Origin of the sequence: Streptomyces rhizoryzae (genome assembly GCF_023155275.1) — a bacterium.
Taxonomy (GTDB): Bacteria; Actinomycetota; Actinomycetes; order Streptomycetales; family Streptomycetaceae; genus Streptomyces; species Streptomyces rhizoryzae.
The window spans coordinates 93,382-108,589 of record NZ_JALMUV010000004.1 but is presented as its reverse complement, the minus strand read 5'-3'; the positions used below and the strand labels follow the sequence as shown (position 1 = coordinate 108,589).

Sequence of the window (15,208 nt, the reverse complement as noted above, 5' to 3'; positions counted from 1 at the left end):
CGGAGGGAAGGGGAGTGGGGGGCTCCGGTGAGTGCGGCCGAGGGGCTGAGCTAGGGTCGTTATCTCCTCGTGACGAGCTGACTACAGCCATGTAGACATCTTCAGACCGGCTGACTAAGGTATGCCTTCGCTAACTGAGGTAAGGCATACCGGTGCTGTGTGCGGGCCGGAGAGGACGACTATGTGGGACGACGCGTTTCCGAGCTTCTTGATCGGCTTGAGAGAAGGGCTGGAAGCCGGACTCATCGTTTCGATCCTCGTCGCCACGCTCGTCCGGGCCGGGGCCAAATCCCGCCTGCCGCAGGTGTGGACCGGCGTGCTGGCCGCGATCGCGCTGGCCATGAGCTTCGGCGCGGTCCTCACGTTCACCGCCGCCTCGCTCTCGGCCACCGCGCAGGAAGCCTTCGGCGGCACGCTCAGCGTGATCGCGGTGGCGTTCGTCACCGCGATGGTGTTCTGGATGCGCCGCTCCGCGCGCAGCCTCTCCGGTGAGATCAAGGAGAAGGTCACCGGCGCGCTCGCGATGGGCTCGGGCATGCTGATCGTCACCTCCTTCCTGGCCGTGGGCCGGGAGGGGCTGGAGACGGCGCTGTTCCTGTGGACCACCGCGCGGGCGGCCGGCGAATCCGCCGGGCCGATGCTCGGCGCCGGGATCGGGCTGGTCATCGCGGCGGGGCTCTGCTGGGGCCTCTACCGCCGGGTCCTCAAGATCAACCTCACCAAGTTCTTCACCGCCACCGGCGCCGTGCTGATCGTCATCGCCGCCGGTGTCCTGGGCTACGGCCTGCGGGACCTCCAGGAGGGCGGGGTGCTGCCCGGCAAGGCCGCGTTCGCCTTCGACCTCAGCCACGGCATCGACCCCAACGCCTGGTACACCACGCTGGTGCAGGGCGTCTTCAACCTGATGCCGGCCATGACCTGGCTCCAGGTCCTCGCGTACGCCGGTTACCTCGTGATCGTGATGACGCTGTTCATCCGCGGGGTGCGGTCCGCGGCCGGTGCGAAGGCGGCCCCGGCGCCGCGGCCGGCCACGGCAGCTACGGCGGCCACGGCAGCTCCGGCGGCCGCCGCGGCTCCGGCGGTCGCGGAGGCGGCGGGAGCGGACCAGGCCGCGGGCGACCGGGCCGGGTCGGACAAGACCACGGCGGACACCGCCCCGGACGCGGCCGCGGAACCCGCGGCGGCGCCCGCCGAGCAGCCCGCCGCCGAGCCCGCGGCCGACGCCGGGCCGGCACCGGACGGTGCGCCCGCCGGGGCCGGGCGGAAGCGGCCCGCGTGGCTGCTGCCGGTCGCGGTGGTCGCGGTACCCGCCGTCGTCGCGGGCGGGATCGTCGCCTTCGGCAAGTCCAAGCCGGCCGGCGCGCCGACCATCGCGGTCTCCGAGAAGGAGTGCGGCAAGGGCTTCACCGCCCCCAAGCCCGGGCGGCAGACCTTCCAGATGCAGAACACCGGCGACAAGACCTCCGAGGTCTACCTCGTCGACCCGGCGAGCAACGCGGTCTACGGCGAGATCGAGGGCCTGGCCCCCGGCACCACCCGCGACCTGGTCGCGACCATCGCCGGCGGCTCGTACGCCTGGCGCTGCGTGCCCACCGGCGGCAAGGCGGTCACCTCGGCCGCCGTACGGGTCAGCGGCGGGGGCGGCGCCAAGGCCGTGGTGCCGGTCTCCGAGGCCGACCTGGCCGCTCCGCTGCGCGCCTACAAGGAGTACGTCGACCGCGGCCTGGGCACCCTCGCGGACCAGACGCAGCGGCTCAGCGACGACCTCGCCGGCGGCGACCTGGACAGCGCGCGGACCGACTGGCTCACCGCGCACCGCACGTACTCCTCGCTCGGTGCGGCCTACGGGACGTTCGAGGACTTCGACAAGAAGATCAACGGGCGGGCCGACGGGCTGCCGGACGGCGTCCACGACAAGGACTTCAGCGGCTTCCACCGGATCGAGTACGGGCTGTGGCACGGCGCGTCCGCGGACGAGCTGAGCGGGCCCGCGCAGCAGCTGCACGAGAACGTGGTGGGCCTGCGCAAGGCGTTCCCGACCCAGGACTTCGACCCCGGTGACCTGCCGCTGCGGGCCCACGAGATCCTGGAGAACACCCTCCAGTTCGAGCTCACCGGCGACACCGACGAGGGCAGCGGCACCAACCTCGCCACCGCGGACGCCAACCTCACCGGGACCCGGGAGCTGCTCGACGTCCTGAACCCGCTGATCACCCGGCGCGACCCGCAGCTGCTGGCGACCATCGGGGACGACATCGACCGGCTACAGAAGCTGCTGGACGGCGCGCACCACGACGGCACCTGGACGCCGGTCGAGAAGCTCGACGCGACCACCCGGCAGCGGCTGAACGGCGCCACCGGCGAGCTGCTGGAGCACCTGGCGCCGGTCCCGGACCTGCTGGAGATCCGCAAGTCCGCCTGACCGGCCGGGACCGCGGGCGCCCGGGCACCCCGGGCGCCCGCCCCGCCGGCCGCCGCGGCCCCACCGCCGCACCCACCACCCGAACCGCACCACCCCCGCACGTCCGAAGGGAACACCACGAGATGTCCGCCGAAACGCCCGGCCCGCAGGGCCGCTGTCCCGCCGACCGGCGCTCGTTCGTGAAGACGGCGCTGGGCGCCGGCGCGGCCGGTGCGGTGCTGGCCGGCGGCGGGTTCGCGCTGAGCCAGAGCCAGTCCGGCACCGCCGAGGCCGCCGACACCACCAACGCCGGGAAGGTGCCGTTCCACGGCGTCCACCAGGCGGGCATCCTCACCCCGCAGCCCACCGCGGCGGCCTTCGTCTCGCTGAACGTCATCGCGGACAACCGCAAGGAGCTCACCGAGCTGCTGCGCACCCTCACCGAGCGCGCGCGGTTCCTGACCGCCGGCGGCGCGCCGCAGGACCTCGGCGTCGGTGCCCCGCCGTCCGACAACGGCATCCTCGGCCCGGTCGTCCCGGCCGACGCGCTGACCGTCACGGTCGGCGTCGGTGCCTCGCTCTTCGACGACCGCTACGGGCTGGCCAGGGCCAAGCCGCGCAAGCTGACGCCGATGCGGACCTTCCCCAACGACAACCTCCAGGCCGCCGAGTGCCACGGTGACCTCTCGCTGCAGATCTGCGCGGGCCGCCAGGACGTCGTGCTGCACGCGCTGCGCGACATCGCCCGGCACACCCGCGGCGGGATGCAGATCAAGTGGCGCATCGACGGCTTCCAGAACGCGCCCCGGCCCAGCGGCACCCAGCGCAACCTGCTCGGCTTCAAGGACGGCATCGCCAACCCGGACACCAAGTCCGGCCGGGAGATGGACCGGCTGGTGTGGGTGGCCGACGGCCTCGGCGAGCCGGCCTGGGCCACCGGCGGCAGCTACCAGGTGATCCGGATCATCCGGATGCTGGTGGAGTTCTGGGACCGGGTCTCGCTGGCCGAGCAGGAGAAGATGTTCGGCCGCCGCAAGGACACCGGCGCCCCGCTGGACGGCGCGAACGAGTCCGACGTGCCCGCGTACCACAAGGACCCGCACGGCACCGCGATCCCGCTGGACGCGCACATCCGGCTCGCCAACCCGCGCACCGCGAAGACCGACGACTCCCGTATCCTGCGCCGCGGCTACAACTACGACCGCGGCGTGGACAACGTCGGCAACCTGGACATGGGGCTGGTCTTCTGTAGCTACCAGCAGGACGTCATCCGCCAGTTCGAGGCCACCCAGGAGCGGCTGATCGACGAGCCGCTGGTGGACTACATATCGCCGACCGGCGGCGGCTACTTCTTCGCCCTGCCGGGCGTGCGGGACAGCTCCGACTGGTTCGGCCGCGGGATGCTGGCCGCCGCCTGAGCCGCCCGCCCGGGCCGCCCGCGCGGCCCGGGCCCGCTGCCGGCTCCGGTGCGTCAGATCCGCAGGGTCAGCGGCGGATGCGCGCCGTTCAGGTAGTGGTCGCCGATCGCGCGGAGGCTGTGCGCGGGGGAGCGCTGCGCGGTCAGCACCCGGGCGTTGCGCCAGAACCGGTCGAAGCCCGGGTCGCGGACGGTCCCCTCGCCGGCGGTCAGTTCCATGATCCGGGTGGTGATCTGGAGCGCGGCCTGGCCGGTGACCGCCTCGGCCGCGGCGACCAGCACCGCGATGTCGGCGCGCTCGTTCACGCCCAGCTCCCGGCCCATCAGCAGGCCCCGGGCCAGTGCCTCGGTGGCCGGTTCCACCACGGCCGCGGCGGTGTGCGCGGCGGCGACCAGCTCGCCGTACGCCAGCAGCAGGTACGGGTCCCGGCCCGGCTGCTCCGCATACCCGGCCGGGTCCGGCTCCGCGGACTGCCAGGGCCGCGGGGCGGCGCGGCTGAGGTCGCGGGCCTCGGCCAGCGCCCCCTCGGCGATGCCCAGGGCGACGTGGACCAGGCCCAGCCGCAGCGCCAGCGGGGCCAGCGTGGCGTACGGGGTGATGTGCTGCTCGTCGTGGGAGACCGTGCCGAGGATCTGCCCGGGCGCCACCGGGACACCGTCGAAGGTGAGGCTGCCGGCGCCGGTGAGGCGCTGGCCCAGCCGGTCGTGGGCCGGTTCGGTGGTGATCCCGGGGTGGGCCGGGTCGACCAGCGCGATCAGCCAGTCGCCGGTCTCGGTGCAGCCGGCGCCGACGACCAGGCGGTCGGCGACGGCGACCCCGGCCGCGAACGCGCGCCGGCCGTGCAGCAGACCGCCGCTCCCGTCCGGGGTGAGGGTGAGATCGGGGGTGCCGGCCGGGGCGGTGGGCGGCTCGCCGTCGGCGGCCGGGTTGCCGGTGTCGCCGGCCAGCAGCCACTGCCCGTCGGCGACCCGGCCTTCGAAGGCGTCGGCCTGCTGCGGGGTGCCGAAGAAGCGGGCGCTCCAGGTCAGCGCGTAGTGGCGGGCGAGGAGTTCGCCGATGGAGCTGTCGGCCGCCGCGATCTCCCGGATGACCGCGCAGGCGGTGCGCCAGTCGCTGCCGCCGCGCAGCGGTCCGGGCGGGGTGAGCAGGGCCGGCAGCCCGGCCTCCCGCAGCCGGGACAGCTCGTCGAACGGCGGTTTGCCGGCCCGGTCGCGGACCAGCGCGTCGACGGCGAGGTCGTCGGCGAGTTCGCGGGTGACGCGCGGCCAGTGCGCGTCCTCGGCCGGGGGCGCGGCCGGCGGGGCGGCGGGGCGTGCTGCGGACCTCTTCGGCATGGCGCCGTTCACCGTCCTCCTCGGCCGGAACGGGGCCGTGGGGGAGTCCCGTTCCGCGCGTGCTGAGCGTGTCTGAGCTGATGCTGCCCGGGCTGCGGGCGCTGAGCTGGGGTACCGCGCTTCCCCAGTTTTCCCACTGGATTGGTAGGGAATTGGGTTACCCGCATGATGCGGCTGAACTTTCGCCCGGGGCAAGGGGTGTTCAAGGGGTGGACGCCGCGGGGCCGCATTCCGGACGCCCGCGAGGCCGCCGGCGGTGCCTACGGGTTGGTCCAGGAGGCCGGATCCTCGGTCAGCGCCGAGACCCGGCCCGGGAGTTCGGCCGACGCGACATCGGCCAGCGAGACCCCGTCCAGGATCTGCCGGACGTTGGCCCGCAGCGCCACCCACAGCGGCAGCAGCGCCTCGGCGGGGCCGGTGTACGACAACTCCGGCGGCCGCACCCCGCGGACGGACACCAGCGGCCCGTCCACGACCCGGATGACATCGGCGATGCTGATGGCCTCCGGCGGCTTGGCGAGGCGGTAACCGCCGTTCCCGCCGCGCTGGCTGAGCACCAGGCCGCCCCGGCGCATATCGCCCAGGATGCCTTCGAGGAACTTGTGCGGGATGTCCTGGGCGTCGGCGATCGCCTCGGCCTTGAGCGGGCCGCCGTCCGGGGCGTGCGCGAGTTGCAGCGCGGCGCGCACCGCGTAGTCCGCTCTGGCTGAAATCCGCATGGCGGCATTATCCCCGAGCGACCGGAGCGGGCGCGCGCACCACCCTTGACGGCGCCCGCCGCCGCCTCGACACTCAAGGGCGGGAATCCTGGCCAACAGGTAGGGAAAACATGGGGCACACAGAGCGGGACAGCGACCGCGCCGGGCGCGCGGCCCGTCCGCTTCCCCTCCTCACCTCGCGCCGGCACATCGATCTGCTGCGGGTCTGTAGCGCGGCGTAGTCCCTCCCGCGGGGCGCCGGCGGCCCGGTTCCCCTGAACGCCGCGCCACCCTGCGGGCCCACGGGCAGTGCCCGCGGCCACCGCTCGGGCGTCCCGTCCACGCCCCTGCGCGGCCGCCGCCCCCGGCCGCCCGCCCGTACGTCCACCCACCGGACCTCGTACCCAGGGACTCGTATGACCTCCATCTCCGCATCCGCCGCCGCCTCCGCCGAGCCGTCCGCCGACGGCCCCGCCGCGCACCGGGCCGCCGGCCCGGCCTTCCGGGGCCGGATCGGGTCCGACATGCGCAGCGGCCACTACCCGGTCCCGCACCGCTACCGCCTCTCCCTCTCCCCCTCCTGTCCGCACTGTCTGGCCCTCGCCATCACCCACGGCCTGCTGGAGCTCGGCGACACCCTCCCGGTGACCGTGCTGCCCGCCGTCCCCGACGCCCCGGACTGCGGATACGCCGCGCTGCGGCCGCTCTACGAGGCCGGCGCCCACCAGTACCGCGGCCCGGCCACCGCGCCGGTGCTCAGCGACGACTGGACCGGACGGATCGTCAGCACGCACGCCCCGGACATCCTGCGCGACCTCGCCGGGCGGTTCGGCGCCCGTGGCCCGGTCCTGTACCCGGCCGGCGCCGACGGCGCCCTGGAGGTGCTGGAGCGGCTCGGCGAGGACGGCATCAACCGGGCGGCCCAGCACGCCGGCCGCCTGGGCAGCGACCACCCCGGGTATGGGACCGCGCTGGCCACCCTGCTCGGCGCGCTCGCCGCACTGGACCGCCGGCTGGCCGACCGCCCGTACCTGCTCGGCGGCGAACTCACCGCCGCGGACGTGCAGGTGTGGGTGACCCTGGTCCAGCTGGACACCGTCCACCGCTGGCACCTGGACGCCGACGCCGTGCACCGCATCGCCGGCCACCGCCGCCTGTGGGCCTACGCCCGCCGGCTGGCCGCCCACCCCGCCTTCGGGCGCCCGCTCGACCTGGACGCCATCGCCCGCCGCCACCACGCCCGGTGCCGGGGCCGGGAGGCCGCCGGCGCGGCCGTCCAGATCGTCGACTGGACCACCGCGCACACCCCCGGACGCCGCATCACACCGGCCCCGCGCTGACCGGGCCGCACCCCGCCACCCGCAGGGGCAGCGACTTCAGACCGTGGATGAAGTTGGACACCAGCCGCTGGGGCGGGCCGCCGACCGCCACAGCGGGCAGCAGCGCGCAGGTCTCCTCGTAGAGCACCCGTAGCTGCAACCGCGCCAGGTGCGCGCCCAGGCACACGTGCGGGCCGTCGCCGAAGGAGACGTGCGGGTTCGGGGCGCGGGCGAGGTCGAGCCGGCCGGGGTCGGCGAAGACCCGCTCGTCGTAGTTGGCCGAGCCGTGGAAGACCACGACCTTCTCGCCGGCCCGGATCGTCCGGCCGGCGAGTTCGGTGTCCTCGGCGGCGGTCCGGCGGAAGCTGAGCACCGGCGGGTGCCAGCGCAGCAGCTCCTCCACGGCGCGCGCCACCGGTACCGCGCCGGTGCGCAGCGCCCGGTAGGCGGCGGGGTGCCGGGCCAGTGCCAGCAGCCCGCCGGGGGCGGCGCTGCGGACGGTGTCGTTGCCCGCGACGGTCAGCAGGAAGAAGAACATCTCCAGCTCGGGACCGGTCAGTTCGCGGTCCGCGGCGAGCACCGACAGCACGTCGTCGCCCGGGTTCCGCCGCTTGTGCGCGGCCAGCTCGCGGGCGTAGCCGAACATGTCCTGGAGCATCGCCGGGGCGCGCGGATCGGCGGGCCGGCCGTCCGCGCCGGCCACCGCGGGCCCGGCCTCGTCCGGGTCCTGGTAGCCGATGACCCGGCGGGTCCAGTCCAGCAGCAGCCCGCGGTCGCCGGGCGGAACGCCCAGCAGATCGGCGAGGTTGAGCAGCGCGTAGTCGTCGGTGACCGCGGTGACGAGGTCGCACACCCCGTCACCGCCGGTGCGTGCGGCGCCGACCGCGGCGGTCAGCAGGGCGCGGGCCCGGGCCCGTACGGCGGACTCGAAGCGCTCCACCCGGCCGCGGGTGAAGGCCCGGCTGACCAGGCGCCGCAGCCGCCCGTGGTCGTTGGGTCCGGCCGTGTCCGCCTCCGGCCCGGTGCCGGGGGACGGGTCCTGATTGAGCATCATCCGCCGGATGAACGGCAGGTCGGCGGGGTCGGGATCGCGGATCTGGGTGGCCCCGAGCCAGGAGGAGAACGTGCGCGCGTCCTTCAGCACCCGCACCACGTCCCGGTGCCGGGTGACCGCCCAGAAACCGGGCCCGGTCGGCCAGCCCAGGACCTCGGGCTCGTCCTGCCAGGCCACCGGGTGGCGGTCGCGCAGCAGCCGGTACGCATCGTGCGGCAGTCCGGCGGCGTAGCCGCGCGGGTCGAAGACGTCGGGGACGCCGTCCGCCCGGCCCGCCGGGGCACCGTTCCGCCGCTGTCGTGCCGCGGCGGTTCCGCCACCGCCCGGATCGGCCAAGGACGCCACGCGCTCTCCTCACGTGTCCGGTGCCGGGCCACGGGCCGGCACCCGTCCGCGCACCCGGCGATGACGTCCCCCCACCCTGGCCGCCGCCCCGCGCCCCCGCAAGAGGGCCGCCCCGCCCGGCCCGCAGGGGGCAAGTACGCTCCCCTCCATGGCCCGCCCCTTTCGTTCCGCCCCGGACGGCTTGTGCGCCGCGGCGTCCGGCCGCGGCCGCCGGCCCGGCCGGAGCAGCCGTGCACCTGTGCGCCGGCACCCCGTTCCCGGGCCGTCCCGAACACCTCCCCGAGGACGCCGCCGGAGCCCCGCCGGACCGGTGCGGCGCCTCCTGCCGCCGCCTTCCGCCCCGACCCCGCCCACCTCGGAGGAACCCCGGTGATCAACGCATCCATCGGCGCCCTGCCGGGCCTCATACCGGCCTTCCTCGTCCTCGCCGCGCTCCTGGGGGCCGCCGCCGCGGCCGCCGCCCGCGCCAGGGGCGGCCCGGTCGCCCTGTCCGCGCTGACCGCGGCCGCCCTCGCCGGGGTCCTCGTCGTGACCCTGCTGCCCGGGGGAGGCGGCTCGGGGCAGACCGGATTCTGCGACACCGGCCTGCCCGGCTGGGGATTTCTCGGCTCGGAGTCCTCGCGTTGGAACATCGCGCTGTTCCTCCCGGTGAGCTTCCTCGCCGTCCTGCTGTTCCGCCGCCCGGTCGCCGTGCTGGCCGGGGCGCTGCTGCTCACCGGCGCCGTCGAACTGGTCCAGGCGGTGGCCGGACTGGGGCGGGCGTGCAGCTACGACGACCTCAAGGCTAACGCGCTGGGCGGCCTGCTCGGGGTCCTGCTCGGCACCACCGCCCTGGGGGTCCGCCGGCGCCGCCCGCCACTTACGGTCCGGGACACCCTGTGGGGCACCGGAGCGGCCGCCGCCGGCGGGCTGCTGCTGACCGGCCTCTTCCTGCTCGCCGTCGAGCCGACGCACGGGGAAGCGCGGGCGCAGGACCGGCGTGCGGAGCGGATGGCCCAGGAGGCGTGGCTGACCGCGGCCGTCGTCGAGCTGTTCGGCCCCGGCGCGCCGACCGGAGGAGGGGACGGCCGGAAGCTGCCCGACGGGCGCTGGCGCCTCATGGCCGAGGTGCCCGGGCGCGGTTCGGTGGTCGCCCTCTGGCCGGACCGCGTGCTGGAGCGGTTCACGTGGCAGCCGGCCGGGGGCACCGGGAAGGGGACCGGGAGCCTGCCCGCGGCCCGGGCGCGCGCGGTCGCGGACCGCTTCGTCCGGAAGTGGTGCCCAGGGGCGGCGGCGGGCGCGGAGGCCGTCCTCGCGCCGCCGGCCGGTGAGCCCGGCGGCCACCTCCTGACGTACCGTCAGAATGACCCGGGGGACGGCCGTCCGGTGCGGCTGGAGGTGACGGTGTCGCCCGCGGGGCGGGTGGTGGCGCTGAGGACGCACGGCGCCGTGCGGGGCGCGGAGCCGCGCTGACGGTTCGCGCCCGCCCCATCTCGGGCCCCCGGCGCCCGCCGGTTAGGGTGCGCGCATGGGAGCGAGCGAGGGCGCGGGCGCCACGGGGGACGCGGCCGTTCTGGACTGGCGGACGGTCGTCCACCGGGACTTCGACGTCGATCTGGACGAGCCGGGCGAGCGCAGCGGCGCGGCGCTCGACGCGCTGCTGGACGACCTGGGAGCGGCGGCGGCGGAGGCGGGCTGCGCGCTCGTCGGCGAGTGGGCGGAACGGCTCTCCAGGGCGCTGGCGGCCGGAGTGCCGGCGCTGCTGCGGCGGCTGTCCCACTCCGACCCGGCGGTCCGGCGCATCGTCCCGGTGGTGCTGGCCTACGCGACCGCCGCCGAGGAGGACCTCGTCCCCGGGATCTGCGCGCACCTGCGGACCGCCGCCGAACCGGCCGTCCGGCTCGGCCTGCTGCTCGCGCTCGGCCGGTGCGCGGAGGCTCCCGAGGCGCGGGCCCGGCTGCGGCGCGGGCTGCGCGGCGAGCCGGCCGAGGCGCTCGGTGCCGCGCTCGGCCTGCTGCTGCGCCCGGCTGCGCACGGCACCGGCGCGTGGTCCGGCAGCGCCGCCACCCGGCCGCTCGCGCCCGAGGACGAGGAGGCGGTGCTCGGGGCGCTGACGCGCTGCGCGGGCGACGCCGGCCCGGCGCTCGCCGAGCTGGCCTGGTGCGACCCGGAGTGGGCGGGGCCGCCGCCGTCCGGGCCGGTGGACACCGTCGATTCCTGGCTCGCCCCGGTGCCCGCCCTCCGCTCCCGCTGGCTGGCGCGGCTGCTGGCCGGCCCGGTGGACGAGGACATGGACCCCGCCGTGGCCCGGGTGCTGATCGCCGCGGCGGACCGGCTGTGCGCGGCCGACCCGGAGCGGTACGCGCCGCACGCCACCGCCGTCGCGGCCCTCCTCGCCCACCCGGACCCCCAGGTGCGGCGCGCCGCCGTCTTGGCCGACTGCCTCACGCACTACGGGAGTTGCCTGGACGCGCTGGCGGCGGTGGTGAACGGGCGGGCCGCCGCGGAGCAGGACCGGCGGTCCGGCGCATCGTCCCGGTGGTGCTGGCATACGCGACCGCCGCCGAGGAGGACCTCGTCCCCGGGATCTGCGCGCACCTGCGGACCGCCGCCGAACCGGCCGTCCGGCTCGGCCTGCTGCTCGCGCTCGGCCGGTGCGCGGAGGCTCCCGAGGCGCGGGCCCGGCTGCGGCGCGGGCTGCGCGGCGAGCCGGCCGAGGCGCTCGGTGCCGCGCTCGGCCTGCTGCTGCGCCCGGCTGCGCACGGCACCGGCGCGTGGTCCGGCAGCGCCGCCACCCGGCCGCTCGCGCCCGAGGACGAGGAGGCGGTGCTCGGGGCGCTGACGCGCTGCGCGGGCGACGCCGGCCCGGCGCTCGCCGAGCTGGCCTGGTGCGACCCGGAGTGGGCGGGGCCGCCGCCGTCCGGGCCGGTGGACACCGTCGATTCCTGGCTCGCCCCGGTGCCCGCCCTCCGCTCCCGCTGGCTGGCGCGGCTGCTGGCCGGCCCGGTGGACGAGGACATGGACCCCGCCGTGGCCCGGGTGCTGATCGCCGCGGCGGACCGGCTGTGCGCGGCCGACCCGGAGCGGTACGCGCCGCACGCCACCGCCGTCGCGGCCCTCCTCGCCCACCCGGACCCCCAGGTGCGGCGCGCCGCCGTCTTGGCCGACTGCCTCACGCACTACGGGAGTTGCCTGGACGCGCTGGCGGCGGTGGTGAACGGGCGGGCCGCCGCGGAGCAGGACCCGGCGGTGGCCGATGCGGCGCTGGGCGCGCTCGCGCGGCGCGGCGACCCCCGGTGCGTACCGGGCATCGCGGCGCGGGTGCGGGCCGGCACCGCACCGGCCGCCCTGCTGGAGCAGGCCCGGGAACGGGCCGGCGAGCTGTGGCCGGTGGTCCGGGAGCGGCTGGGCCGGGACCTGCCGCCCGGGGAGGCCGGTGCGCTGCTGTCCGGTACGGCGGGCTGGCCCGGCGGTGAGCGGGCCGTCCCGGAGGCCGCCGGGGTACTGGAGCGGCTCAGCCGGCGGATCGACGCGACGGTCCGCGGCGGGTCCGGCGACGGCACCGGGCCCGGCGGCTGCCCCGGCTTCGCCGCACTGGAGGCCGCGGCGGCCGCCTGCACGTTCCTGCGGCGGCGCGGCTCGGACGACCCGGAGGCGCTGGCCGTGCTGCGGCGGGTGGCCGGGGGAGCCGACCCGGAAACCGGACTGGCCGCGATCCGCGCGCTCATGGGCCGCGGGGTCCGGGTGCCCGGTGGGGCGGTGGGGCCGGACGTGGCCGACGAGGTCGTGCCGTTGCTGCTGGGAGTGCTCGCCCGGCGCCCCCGCACCGGCCGGGTCGCCGGGCGGCGCGGCTGGCGGTTCGACGCCAACGCCTGTGCCTGGCTGGGTGAGTTGGGCCCGCTCGCCGGGGACGCGGCGCCGGTCCTGCGGGGCCTGTGCGGCGATCCGGCGGAACCGGAGGCGCTGCGGACGGCCGCCGCGGACGCACTGCACCGGATCACCGGGGAGGCCGCGCAGCCGGCGCGGGGCGGGGCGGGCGCGCCGGCCCGGGACCGGCCTTAGCGGGGTGGGCTGCCGGGCCGCGGCGGCGGTTCGCCGGTGACGGCCACCTGGGCCGGGCGCAGCAGCCGGTCGCCGACCGCGAAGCCCCGGCGGAGGATCTCGGCGCAGACCGCGCGGTCGTCCCCCGCGGTTCGGCCCGGCCGGGCGGGCCGCGCGGGCGGGGTGTAGAGCATCGCCTCGTGGACGGTCGGGTCGAAGGGCTCGCCGGCCGTGCCGACGGCCACCAGCCCCAGACCGGCCAGCTCGCGCTCCAGGACGTCCACGACGCGCCGGAAGCCGCCGGTCACCTCGCCCTGCTCGGTGGCCTCGGCGACCGCGTCCAGCACCGGCAGCAGCCGCTCCAGCACATTGACCACGGCGATCTGCCCGACCGCCAACCGGTCCCGGCGGACCCGCCGCCGGTAGTTGTCGAACTCCGCCTTCAGCCGCTGGAGATCGGCGGTGCGCTCCCGCAGCCGGTCCTCCAGCCCCGCGGTGCCGGGCTCGTCGGCGGGCGGTCCCGTGCGGGCCGGGCCGGGCGGGTCGCCGCCGGGGCGCCCGGCGGCGGGCCGGGTGAAGGGCGTCGCCGGGCGGGCGGCGCGGGGGTCCGGCCCGTCCCGGTCCGGGGACGGCCGGGGCGGCGGGGCCGGGCCCCGCTCCGGGCCGCCGCGCCCGACCAGCGCGAGCGGCGGGCGGGGGAGCCGGCCGCGGTGGGTCGGGCCGTTCATCGTCCGCTCCCTTCCTGCTTGTCGTCGTCCACGATCTCGGCGTCGACCACGTCGTCCTCGGCCTTGCCCTGGTGCCCCGCCTGCCCGCCGGCCCCCTCGGCACCGGCCGCGGACTGGGCCGCCTGCGCGTCGGCGTACATCGCCTGGCCCAGCTTCTGGGACACCGCGGCCACCCGCTCCGAGGCGGCCCGGATCGCCGCGCTGTCCTGGCCCTTGAGCTTCTCCTTCAGCTCGCCGACGGCGGTCTCGACCTCGGTCCTGACCTCGGCGGGCACCTTGCCCTCGTTGTCCTTGAGGAACTTCTCGGTCTGGTAGACCAGCTGCTCGCCCTGGTTGCGGGTCTCGGCCGCCTCCCGCTTGCGCCGGTCCTCCTCCGCGTACTGCTCGGCGTCCCGGACCATCCGGTCGATGTCGTCCTTCGGCAGCGAGGAGCCGCCGGTGACCGTCATCTTCTGCTCCTTGCCGGTGCCCAGGTCCTTGGCGGTGACGTGCATGATGCCGTTGGCGTCGATGTCGAAGGAGACCTCGATCTGCGGGACGCCGCGCGGGGCCGGCGGCAGCCCGGTCAGCTGGAACATCCCGAGCTTCTTGTTGTACGCCGCGATCTCCCGTTCCCCCTGGAAGACCTGGATCTGCACGGAGGGCTGGTTGTCCTCGGCGGTGGTGAAGATCTCCGAGCGCTTGGTGGGGATCGTGGTGTTGCGCTCGATGAGCTTGGTCATGATGCCGCCCTTGGTCTCGATACCGAGGGACAGCGGGGTGACGTCGAGCAGCAGGACGTCCTTGACCTCGCCCTTGAGCACACCGGCCTGGAGCGTGGCCCCGATGGCGACGACCTCGTCCGGGTTGACGCCCTTGTGCGGGTCCTTCCCGGTCAGCTGCTTGACGAGTTCGGTCACCGCGGGCATCCGGGTCGAACCGCCCACCAGGATCACGTGGTTGATGTCGGCGACCTCGACCCCGGCGTCCTTGACGGCGTTGTGGAACGGCGCCTTGCACCGCTCCAGCAGGTCCGCGGTCATCTGCTCGAACTGGGCGCGGGTCAGCTTCTCGTCCAGGTGCAGCGGCCCCTCGGGCGAGGCGCTCAGATACGGCAGGTTGACGGTGGTCTCACTGGCCGCGGACAGCTCGATCTTCGCCTTCTCGGCGGCCTCGCGCAGCCGCTGGGTGGCCATCTTGTCCTGGGCCAGGTCGATGCCGTACGCGTTCTTGAACTGCTTGGTGAGGTGGTCGACGATCCGCTGGTCCCAGTCGTCGCCGCCCAGGTGGGTGTCGCCGTTGGTGGCCTTCACCTCGACCACCCCGTCACCGATGTCCAGCAGGGAGACGTCGAAGGTGCCGCCGCCGAGGTCGAAGACCAGGATGGTCTGGTCGTTCTCCTTGTCCAGCCCGTAGGCGAGCGCCGCGGCGGTCGGCTCGTTGACGATCCGCAGGACCCGCAGCCCGGCGATCTCCCCGGCCTCCTTGGTCGCGGTGCGCTGGGCGTCGTTGAAGTACGCCGGGACGGTGACGACCGCGTCGGTGACCTCCTCGCCCAGGTACTCCTCGGCGTCCCGCTTGAGCTTCTGGAGCACCCGTGCGGAGATCTCCTGGGCGGTGTAGCGCTTGCCGTCGATATCGCCGTGTTCCGGGAAGCGCCAGTGCGCGTCGCCCATGTGGCGCTTGACCGAGCGGCAGGTCCGTTCGACGTTGGTCACGGCCTGGCGCTTGGCGATCTCACCGACCAGGACGTCGCCGCCCTTGGCGAAGGCGACCACCGAGGGAGTGGTCCGGGCGCCCTCGGCGTTGGCGATGACCGTGGGCTCACCGCCCTCCAGCACGCTGACCACCGAATTCGTCGTCCCGAGGTCGATACCGACTGCTCGTGCCATGGTTCTCTCCTCGTCTCGCG

11 protein-coding genes are annotated in these 15,208 nt (G+C 75.9%); 6 read left to right on the top strand and 5 right to left on the bottom strand.

Going from position 1 to position 15,208, the window contains the following annotated elements; genetic code table 11:
- Positions 1-181: 181 nt before the first annotated feature.
- Complete coding sequence (gene efeU, locus MUU72_RS05430) at positions 182-2,422, top strand: iron uptake transporter permease EfeU (RefSeq protein WP_248011955.1); 2,241 nt, start codon at positions 182-184, stop codon at positions 2,420-2,422.
- A 122-nt stretch (positions 2,423-2,544) separates the two neighbouring features.
- Complete coding sequence (efeB, locus tag MUU72_RS05425; protein ID WP_248011954.1) at positions 2,545-3,819, top strand: iron uptake transporter deferrochelatase/peroxidase subunit; 1,275 nt, start codon at positions 2,545-2,547, stop codon at positions 3,817-3,819.
- A 53-nt stretch (positions 3,820-3,872) separates the two neighbouring features.
- On the opposite strand, the gene MUU72_RS05420 is transcribed toward efeB, so the two are convergent.
- On the bottom strand, positions 3,873-5,153 hold the full coding sequence (locus MUU72_RS05420; RefSeq protein ID WP_248011953.1) for an acyl-CoA dehydrogenase family protein: 1,281 nt from the start codon (positions 5,151-5,153) through the stop codon (positions 3,873-3,875).
- Between the two features lie 260 nt (positions 5,154-5,413).
- Positions 5,414-5,872 carry an RrF2 family transcriptional regulator gene (locus tag MUU72_RS05415; protein WP_248011952.1) on the bottom strand — a complete coding sequence of 153 codons (459 nt, stop codon included), beginning with the start codon at positions 5,870-5,872 and terminating at the stop codon, positions 5,414-5,416.
- Positions 5,873-5,982: 110 nt separating this feature from the next.
- Between MUU72_RS05415 and MUU72_RS35845 the strand changes: the two genes are divergently transcribed.
- Positions 5,983-6,093, top strand: a complete 111-nt coding sequence (locus MUU72_RS35845; protein ID WP_372502993.1) for a putative leader peptide — start codon at positions 5,983-5,985, stop codon at positions 6,091-6,093.
- Positions 6,094-6,267: 174 nt separating this feature from the next.
- Positions 6,268-7,191, top strand: coding sequence for a glutathione S-transferase C-terminal domain-containing protein (locus MUU72_RS05410; protein WP_248011951.1), 924 nt, complete (start codon positions 6,268-6,270; stop codon positions 7,189-7,191).
- Here the strand turns inward: MUU72_RS05410 and MUU72_RS05405 are convergent.
- Complete coding sequence (locus MUU72_RS05405) at positions 7,172-8,443, bottom strand: cytochrome P450 (RefSeq protein WP_248012073.1); 1,272 nt, start codon at positions 8,441-8,443, stop codon at positions 7,172-7,174. The genes MUU72_RS05410 and MUU72_RS05405 overlap by 20 nt on opposite strands.
- A 495-nt stretch (positions 8,444-8,938) precedes the next feature.
- Between MUU72_RS05405 and MUU72_RS05400 the strand changes: the two genes are divergently transcribed.
- Both MUU72_RS05400 and MUU72_RS05395 read left to right on the top strand, forming a co-directional pair.
- Complete coding sequence (locus MUU72_RS05400; RefSeq protein ID WP_248011950.1) at positions 8,939-10,021, top strand: VanZ family protein; 1,083 nt, start codon at positions 8,939-8,941, stop codon at positions 10,019-10,021.
- 1,068 nt (positions 10,022-11,089) lie between these two features.
- Positions 11,090-12,610 (top strand): hypothetical protein, encoded by a 1,521-nt coding sequence (locus tag MUU72_RS05395; RefSeq protein ID WP_248011949.1) that lies wholly within the window; start codon positions 11,090-11,092, stop codon positions 12,608-12,610.
- Here MUU72_RS05395 and grpE read toward each other — a convergent pair.
- A complete protein-coding gene (gene grpE, locus MUU72_RS05390; protein ID WP_248011948.1) occupies positions 12,607-13,317 on the bottom strand; it encodes a nucleotide exchange factor GrpE in 711 nt (236 codons plus the stop codon). The genes MUU72_RS05395 and grpE overlap by 4 nt on opposite strands.
- Positions 13,314-15,188, bottom strand: a complete 1,875-nt coding sequence (dnaK, locus tag MUU72_RS05385; protein ID WP_248011947.1) for a molecular chaperone DnaK — start codon at positions 15,186-15,188, stop codon at positions 13,314-13,316. Before dnaK ends, grpE begins: the two co-directional genes overlap by 4 nt.
- Between the last annotated feature and the right edge of the window lie 20 nt (positions 15,189-15,208).

Excerpts from the sequence above, each read along its gene's own strand:
- efeU (WP_248011955.1), top strand. The coding sequence starts at position 182 with ATGTGGGACGACGCGTTTCCGAGCTTCTTGATCGGCTTGAGAGAAGGG.
- efeB (WP_248011954.1), top strand. The coding sequence starts at position 2,545 with ATGTCCGCCGAAACGCCCGGCCCGCAGGGCCGCTGTCCCGCCGACCGG.
- MUU72_RS05420 (WP_248011953.1), bottom strand. The coding sequence starts at position 5,153 with ATGCCGAAGAGGTCCGCAGCACGCCCCGCCGCCCCGCCGGCCGCGCCC.
- MUU72_RS05415 (WP_248011952.1), bottom strand. The coding sequence starts at position 5,872 with ATGCGGATTTCAGCCAGAGCGGACTACGCGGTGCGCGCCGCGCTGCAA.
- MUU72_RS35845 (WP_372502993.1), top strand. The coding sequence starts at position 5,983 with ATGGGGCACACAGAGCGGGACAGCGACCGCGCCGGGCGCGCGGCCCGT.
- MUU72_RS05410 (WP_248011951.1), top strand. The coding sequence starts at position 6,268 with ATGACCTCCATCTCCGCATCCGCCGCCGCCTCCGCCGAGCCGTCCGCC.
- grpE (WP_248011948.1), bottom strand. The coding sequence starts at position 13,317 with ATGAACGGCCCGACCCACCGCGGCCGGCTCCCCCGCCCGCCGCTCGCG.
- dnaK (WP_248011947.1), bottom strand. The coding sequence starts at position 15,188 with ATGGCACGAGCAGTCGGTATCGACCTCGGGACGACGAATTCGGTGGTC.